Source organism: Mesorhizobium sp. M0293 (assembly GCF_040321735.1).
Classification (GTDB): domain Bacteria; phylum Pseudomonadota; class Alphaproteobacteria; order Rhizobiales; family Rhizobiaceae; genus Mesorhizobium.
On the sequence record NZ_JAMYSA010000313.1, the window covers coordinates 1 to 673 of the forward strand.

General features: G+C 60.0%; 1 protein-coding gene. It reads left to right on the forward strand.

All coding sequences use genetic code 11. From position 1 onward, the window contains the following. On the forward strand, positions 1 to 673 hold a 673-nt coding region (locus tag NKJ06_RS35645), incomplete at both ends, for an AMP-binding protein (RefSeq protein WP_352812622.1).

Here is a 673-nt window from a genome sequence, read left to right on the forward strand (position 1 = left end):
GGGGCTCACCCCCCGCCATCTCGCCTACATCATCTACACCTCGGGCTCCACCGGGACGCCCAAGGGCGTCATGGTCGAGCATGCGCAGATTGTCCGTTTGTTCGAAGCGACCCAGGATTGGTACGGCTTCACCGAACACGACATATGGTGCCTGTTCCATTCCTTCTCGTTCGACTTCTCAGTGTGGGAGCTGTGGGGTGCGCTGCGCTACGGCGGGCGTTTGATACTCGTGCCGGTCGATACTGCACGGTCTCCTCCTGACTTCCATGATCTAATCTGCAAGTCGGGCGTGACGGTTTTGAACCAGACCCCCTCGGCGTTCAAAACGTTCATCGATGCGGAGTGCAAGAGCAGTCTTCGCAGCCGTCTTCGATATGTGATTTTTGGTGGGGAGGCCCTGGAGCCGCGAATTCTGAAGGCTTGGTATGCAAAGCACCTAGATTCCACCCCACAACTGATCAACATGTACGGCATCACGGAAACGACCGTGCATGCAACCTATCGGCCTCTTGTCGAGCCCGATACTGCCGCGTCGGGAAGCCCGATTGGCGGCCGCATCCCCGATCTTAGGGTGTATCTTCTGGACGCTCATGGTCAGCCGGTGCCGTTGGGGGCGGTGGGCGAGCTCTATATCGGCGGGGCCGGGGTTGCGCGCGGCTACCTCAACCGGCCC